Source organism: Kitasatospora aureofaciens, from assembly GCF_001188955.3.
GTDB classification, from domain to species: Bacteria; Actinomycetota; Actinomycetes; order Streptomycetales; family Streptomycetaceae; genus Kitasatospora; species Kitasatospora aureofaciens.
In genome coordinates this window covers 1-6,417 of sequence record NZ_JPRF03000092.1, presented here as the reverse complement: position 1 = coordinate 6,417, position 6,417 = coordinate 1, and the positions used below count along the sequence as shown (strand labels likewise).

The window sequence follows — 6,417 nt, the reverse complement described above, 5'->3', positions numbered from 1 at the left end:
CACCGCGACGGCGGCGGCGATCCCGGCCTTGGCCGCGGTGCCCAGGCCCTCGCCGGCCGCGGCACCGACAGCGCTCCCGCCGGAAGCGCCAGAAGCACCCGCAGTACCTGCTGCGCCCCCGGCACCCGCTGCGCCGGAAGCACCGGAGGCCCCCGCAGCAGTGCCCGAGGACCCGGCCGAGGCCGCCGCCGTTCCCGCCGCGGCCGCACCGCCGACCGCGGCGGCACCGCCCACGGCGGCCGCGGCGGCGCTGAACCCGCCGACCCCGACCCAGACCAGCACACCGCCGGGCAGCAGCGCGCGCAGACCGGTGTTGATCTCGGTGAGTTCCAGGCAGGCCGCCGTGCAGCGGTCGCACTCCTTGAGGTGCCGGCCGACCTCCGCCGAGGCCCGCTTGCGCAGCGAGCCCCGCGCGTACGCCCCGAGCCGGTTGGCGTACGCCTCGCAGGTGCTCTCCTGGCTGCCGGAGACGTGGGCCTGGAGGAAGGCGGCGGCCAGCCGGTCGCGGGCCCGGTGGGCCTGGACGGCGGTGGCGTTGGCGGTCTTGCCGAGCATCACGGCGACGGTCTTCGGGGACTCCCGTTCGACCTCGGTGTGCCAGAGCACCACCCGGTCGTCCTCGGGGAGTTCTGCGTAGGCCTGCATGACCATCCGCTGGTCGGCCATGGCCATGGCCCAGGCGTCGGCGCCGGGGTCGGCCAGGTCGAAGCCGGCGACGGCGGCCGAGCTCTGGGCGAACAGGCCGAAGTCGTCGACGAGTTGTTCGCGCCGCTCGCTCCGGGTCCAGGCGGCGGCGACGTTGCGCACGGCCGTCAGCAGGTAGGCGCGGACGGCGAACTCCGGGCCCTTGCCCGCCTTGAGCGCCTGGAGGGTGCGGGCGAAGACCTCGCCCGCGAGGTCCTCGGCGGTGAAGCTGTCCCGGCAGCAGGTGCGGGCGTAGCGGCGCACCGAGTCGGCGTGCCGGAGGTAGATCTCCTCGTACGCGGTGTCGTCCCCGGCCCGGACCCGGGCGGTCAACTCGGCGTCGGAGGGCGGGCGCTCGCCGTCCACCGGGTCGGCGGGGGCGGGCACGGTCGGGCGGGCGGGACGACGGGCCGGAAGACCGTCACCGACGAACGCCTCGGGGGCGACACCGCCCTGCCCCGCCGGGGCCTGGCCGGGCACCCGGCCGGGCGGCCGGGCAGCGGACAGCGACTCGCGGCCGGGCCATCCGCCCTGGTCCGGGACGTGCCCTGCGCCGGAACCGGCCGCAGCGCCCGAACTGCCTGGGGATCCCGGGACTTGGGACGCGCCGGTGCCGCCGGGGCCCGCGGCGGACCCTCCGGCCGTACTACCGGAGAAGCCCCCGAAGTCGAGGCCGTACCCGTAGTCGTTCTGTTCCTCGGCGCTCACAACGGACCCCAGATTCCACGACAGCCCCCGTAGTGTGGCAGGGCGCGCGGGTGTGCGTAGGCGCACGGTTCCCCGGGGTGCGGCGCCGACGGCGCGCGAAGGGCGCGCATCGGGACATTGGCTCCAACCACGGGCAAAGGATGGCATAGCGCAGGGACCCGCGGTAGCCGGACCGGCCGGTACCCACTCTTCCGAGGGGCCGTCGCGGACGTGTTCGCCCAGCGTGCGGTGAGGGGCCGCGCGGCGCCCGCACCCGGCGCGCGTGCCCTGTGCGCGCGCCGGTGTCCCGCCCAACTCGCCCGCCCGTCCGGCGCGTCGACCGCGCCTGCCCGACGCATCGTCGGCAGCCCGCCCGACGCGTCGTCGGCAGCCCGCCCGGCGCCGGGTCCGGCACCACGTCCAACACCGGTCCGGCACCACGACCGCGAAGGTCGAGGCCGCCGCCGACTCAGCGCGCCCGCAGGCCGTCCAGCAGGATCTGCAGCAGCCGGTCCGACGGCGCCGCGGCCGGTTGACCGTCCGTCTGCGGACCGACCGCCGTGAAACCGGCCGCCGTCGGAGCCGAGACCGAGGGCCGTGCCGCGTGCACCGGCACCGACGCGGTCAGCACCAGCACCACGTCCGACACCGTGACGCCCGGCCGCAGCTCGCCCGCCGCACCGGCGCGCGCCACCAGGGCGGCCAACAGCTGCAGCAGCAGCCGAGGATCGGCGTCCGCCGGCGACGGCTCGGCCGCGGCGCCGGACCGTGCCTCCTCGCCGCGCAGGTCGAAGCGGACGGCCGCCGGCGGTTCCGGCGCCCGCTGCTCCGGCACCCGGCCCAGCTCCTCCGCGTACCGGAAGGCCTCCGGCGGCAGCAGCCGCCCGGCCCCGGTGCTCACGGCCCGGGCCAGGTACCCGGCCAGCGCCTCCCAGGCGCCGTCACCGCCGTACAGCGACTCCCGCGCCTGCGCGGTCAGCCAGGCCACCTCCTCGGCGGCGATCCGCTGGACCAGCACCTCCTTGCTCGGGAAGCGCCGGTAGACGGTGCCGACCCCGACTCCGGCCCGGCGTGCGACCTCCTCCATGGGAGCGCCGTAGCCGAACTCGCCGAACACCTCCCGGGCGGCGCGCAGCACGCTCTCCAGGTTCCGCCGGGCGTCCACCCGCAGCCTGGTCCCGGGTACCGCCGCGGTGGCCTGCGGGGGCTCCGACCGGTACGGGACGGCCGCGTACGCCATCCCGCCCGGTGGCAGGTCCACCGGGCCGCGCTGCTCCGGCACCACGCCCTGTCCGGCGTGCGGTACAGCCGCCCGCCCCAACACCTGCTTCTGTTCCATCATCCCAACTCTCCCCCGCAGGCGTCCGAAACCGGACCCTGTCGTCGCCCGCCCCTGCACCCCCCGGTGCAGCTCAGCCCGTCAGAAATGACCAGATGACCCATCGCTCGTGCCGCCCGTCCCGTTCCGGTGACCACGGTCGTGCCGCCGGGCCGCCTCGACGTCCGGCTCGGCGCGTCGGCACCGCCCGGGGCCTCGTCCGGGAACTACCCTTCCCCGGATGACTGTCCCCCAGTCGGGTTCTCGCGCCAACGCTGGAACTGGCCGTAGTGGCCGGTCCACGGTGCGTCGCCGCCAGTTGTCATGGCGGTGGCCGCTCCGGCACACAATCCGACCATAGTTCACGGCTCTTCGCGGCCGAAAGTGCGTCAGAAAGTCGTCCAGCAAGCACAACTGGCCACGCCCGCCACTTCCGTCGCAACCAGCCCCGTACGGACTGTGGACAAGACCACCTCCGCCGGTCCTTCATAGGGGGGCGTGATGGGGGGCGCGCCCGGCCGCGAGGCCGGGACGAAACGTCACATCGGCAGGAGGTGCACCATCAGGATCCTGATCGCCGGCGGCGGCTGTGCCGGGATGGCCACCGCGCTCCACCTCCAGCGTGGCCTGCGGGAGCGGCTGCGGCGCGGTGAGGTGGAGATCACCGTCGTCGAACCCCGGGCCTACTCCACCTACCACCCGCTGCTGGCCGAGGTCGCGGCCGGTTCGATCGACCCGCGGCACGTGGTCGTCCCGCTGCGCCGGGTCCTGCCGGACTGTCGGGTGCTCACCGCCCGGATCACCCGGATCGAACACGCCGCCCGCCGCGTCCTGGCCGACGCCGCGGGCCCCGGCGAGCCCCCGGCGCCGCTCGAAGTCCCTTACGACGTCCTGGTGGTGGCCCCCGGCTCGGTCTCCCGGACGGCCCCGGTGCCCGGCCTCGCCGAGCACGGGATCGGCTTCTCCACCGTCGGCGATGCGGTGCACCTGCGCAACCACGCGCTGGAGCAGCTCGACCTCGCCTCCGCCACCCGCGACCCCGCCCTGCGGCAGTCCGCGCTCACCTTCGTCTTCGTCGGTGCCGGCTACGCGGGAGTCGGCGCGCTCGCCGAACTGGAGGACATGGCCCGCACCGCCGTACGGGGCCACCACAACGTCCGTGCCGAGGACCTGCGCTGGGTGCTGGTCGAGGCGACCGACCGGATCCTCGCCGAGGAGTCGCCCGAACTCGCCGAGCACACCCTGCGCCAGCTGCGCGAACGCGGCGTCGACATCCGGCTGCGCACCACCCTGGAGTCCGCCGCCGGCGGGATCGCCGCGCTCTCCGACGGCAGCCGCTTCGGCGTCCGCACCCTGGTCTGGACGGCGGGGGTCCGGCCTTCCCCGATGCTGCGCGACACCGACCTGCCGCTGGACACCCTGGGCCGGGTCCGCTGCCTGGCCACCCTGCAGGCCGTCGGACCGGACGGACGCGCCCTGCCCGGTGTCTGGGCGGCGGGCGACGGCGCCGCCGTCCCCGATCCGAACGCGGACGGCGCCCCCTGCGCGCCCAACGCCCAGCACGCCCTCGCCCAGGCCGCGCTGCTGGCCCGCAACATCGCGCTGGCCCTGGACGGCGGACCGCACGCGCCGGGGCTGGTCGCGTACCGGCCCGTCCCCGCCGCCTGCTCGACCTCACTCGGCCTCCACCGGGCCGTCGCCCACACCCGGCGCGGTGGTCGGCTCACCGGACGGCGGGCGTGGTGGCTGCACCGGGCGCGGCACCTGCGGCGGCTGCCGAGCGCGGAGCGCCGGGTGCGGGTGCTGATGGACTGGGTGCTGCTCGGGGTGTTCTCCCGCGAGGTGGTCTCGCTGGGAACGATGGCGCACCCGCGTTCGACCCTCGAGGGCGGTTTCGATTCCGGAACGGGTCGGCCGGCCGGGGCCGAGCCGGAAGCTCCGCAATGAACGCGTCCGTCGCCCGGGGCCGACGGACGATCCGGAGGCCCGTCCGACGGCCACCCCGGGCGGGCGACTTCCGGAACCGGCCCTCCGCCTGACAGGATCAGCCCGAACTGGTCATTACCCCGTGTGCTGACGTGCGCACAAAAAGTGATGATATGCCTGGAAAACGAGGAAGCGGCCGTCGTTTGAACCTCATGCGCTGGAGCGCCCGGCTCACCGGAGTCCCCTGGCGTGCCGCCCCACCCGACGGGGCCGGCACCGACGAGGGCACGCCCTCCACCGACGGCGTCGTCGTTCCCGGCCAGCGCGACCCGATCGGCCCCACCGCCGCCGCCGAACTGCTCGACCCGCACAAACCCCAGAACCTGCGCGAGGTCCTCAACCGCATCCCCGCCCCGGTCGCCGTCACCTACGGCCCGCTCCACCAGCTCGGCTACGCCAACCGCGCCTACCGCGAACTCTTCGGCGACCGCCCCACCGGCCTGCCCGCCGGCGAGGCCCTCCCCGAACTCGGCACCATGGGCGTCCTGCCCCTGATGGACCAGGTCATTCGCGGCGGCCGCCCCCGCAGCGTCAAGGCCCGCTGCATCCTCGGGCTCACCGGCAACCGCTACTACAACGTCTCCTGCGTACCGCTCGGCACCGGCGACACCGGCGACGCGCCCGCCGAGGGCCCGCCCGCCGGAGTGCTGGTCTTCGCCGCCGAGGTCACCGACCAGGTGCTCGCCGCCGCCCGGCTGCGCGAAGCCGAACGCCGCCAGCGCGAGGCCGCCGTCACCCTCCAGCGCAGCCTGCTCCCGCAGAAGCTCGACCAGCCCGCCGACCTGCGGGTCGCCGCCACCTACCAGCCGGGCGGCGCCGAGGCCGCGGTCGGCGGCGACTGGTACGACGTCATCGCCATCGCGGGCGGGCGCACCGCACTCGTCATCGGCGACGTCATGGGCCGGGGCCTGCGAGCGGCCGCCGTGATGGGGCAGCTGCGCACCGCCGTACGCGCCTACGCCCGCCTCGACCTGCCCCCGCACGAGGTGATGTGCCTGCTCGACGGCCTCGCCATGGAGATCGACGCCAACCAGATCGCCACCTGCACCTACGCCGTCTGGGACCCGCAGCACCGCACCCTCTCCTACGCCTCGGCCGGCCACCTCCCCATGCTGCTGCGCTGCCCCGACGGAACCATCCTGCGCAGCGAGGAGCAGAACGGCCCCCCGCTCGGTACGGGCGGCGGCCTGCACGTCTCCCACACCCTGCGCCTGCTCCCCGGCACGACCGGCGTCCTCTACACGGACGGCCTGGTCGAGCGCCGCGACGAGGACATCGACCAGGGACTCGACCTGCTGGCCCGCACCCTCACCGGCGCGATCGGCGCCCCCGAGGTGATCTGCGCCCGGCTGCTGCGGGCGATGGGCGTGACCTCGGAACACGACGACGACGTGGCCGTCCTGGCCTTCCAACTGCCGGGAGAGGAGGGCGCCGAAAATCCACTTGCGGCGCTTGACTCGGCCATCCCAGAGGCCTAGAGTTCTTCGAGTTGCCTGGCAGGGAGCACCGGACACGCATCAGCGCGGACGGTCCCGGGGCAGCCAATCCCTTGAAACACCACTCCGGTCCCGTACCGGTCGTTTCGCCTTGCGCGTCTCGGCTCGGTGCTTATTCGGCGTGCTCGTTTTATCGGATTGCAGTCGGACTCGGCTGGATTCGCTTTTCGGAGCGGGGATCGGCTAGAGTTTGAAACGTCGGACGGGGCGTCAAGCCGCAGAAGACACCAGCGAGTTGGATGACGA

Annotated in this window: 3 protein-coding genes and 1 pseudogene; 2 read left to right on the top strand and 2 right to left on the bottom strand. The window is 74.8% G+C overall.

The window, feature by feature from the left end; translation table 11 throughout:
• On the bottom strand, window positions 1-1,164 hold a 1,164-nt coding region (locus HS99_RS38705; RefSeq protein ID WP_244916011.1), incomplete at its 3' end, for a sigma-70 family RNA polymerase sigma factor.
• A 676-nt stretch (window positions 1,165-1,840) separates the two neighbouring features.
• Entirely contained in the window at window positions 1,841-2,710 is an 870-nt protein-coding gene (locus tag HS99_RS38700; RefSeq protein WP_223886006.1) for a TetR/AcrR family transcriptional regulator, read from the bottom strand.
• 480 nt (window positions 2,711-3,190) lie between these two features.
• On the opposite strand from HS99_RS38700, the gene HS99_RS38695 reads away from it, so the two are divergent.
• Window positions 3,191-4,636 carry an NAD(P)/FAD-dependent oxidoreductase gene (locus HS99_RS38695; RefSeq protein ID WP_078938716.1) on the top strand — a complete coding sequence of 482 codons (1,446 nt, stop codon included), beginning with the start codon at window positions 3,191-3,193 and terminating at the stop codon, window positions 4,634-4,636.
• A 182-nt stretch (window positions 4,637-4,818) separates the two neighbouring features.
• A pseudogene (locus tag HS99_RS38690) lies at window positions 4,819-6,120 on the top strand (SpoIIE family protein phosphatase); the annotation flags it as partial.
• Window positions 6,121-6,417 lie beyond the last annotated feature (297 nt).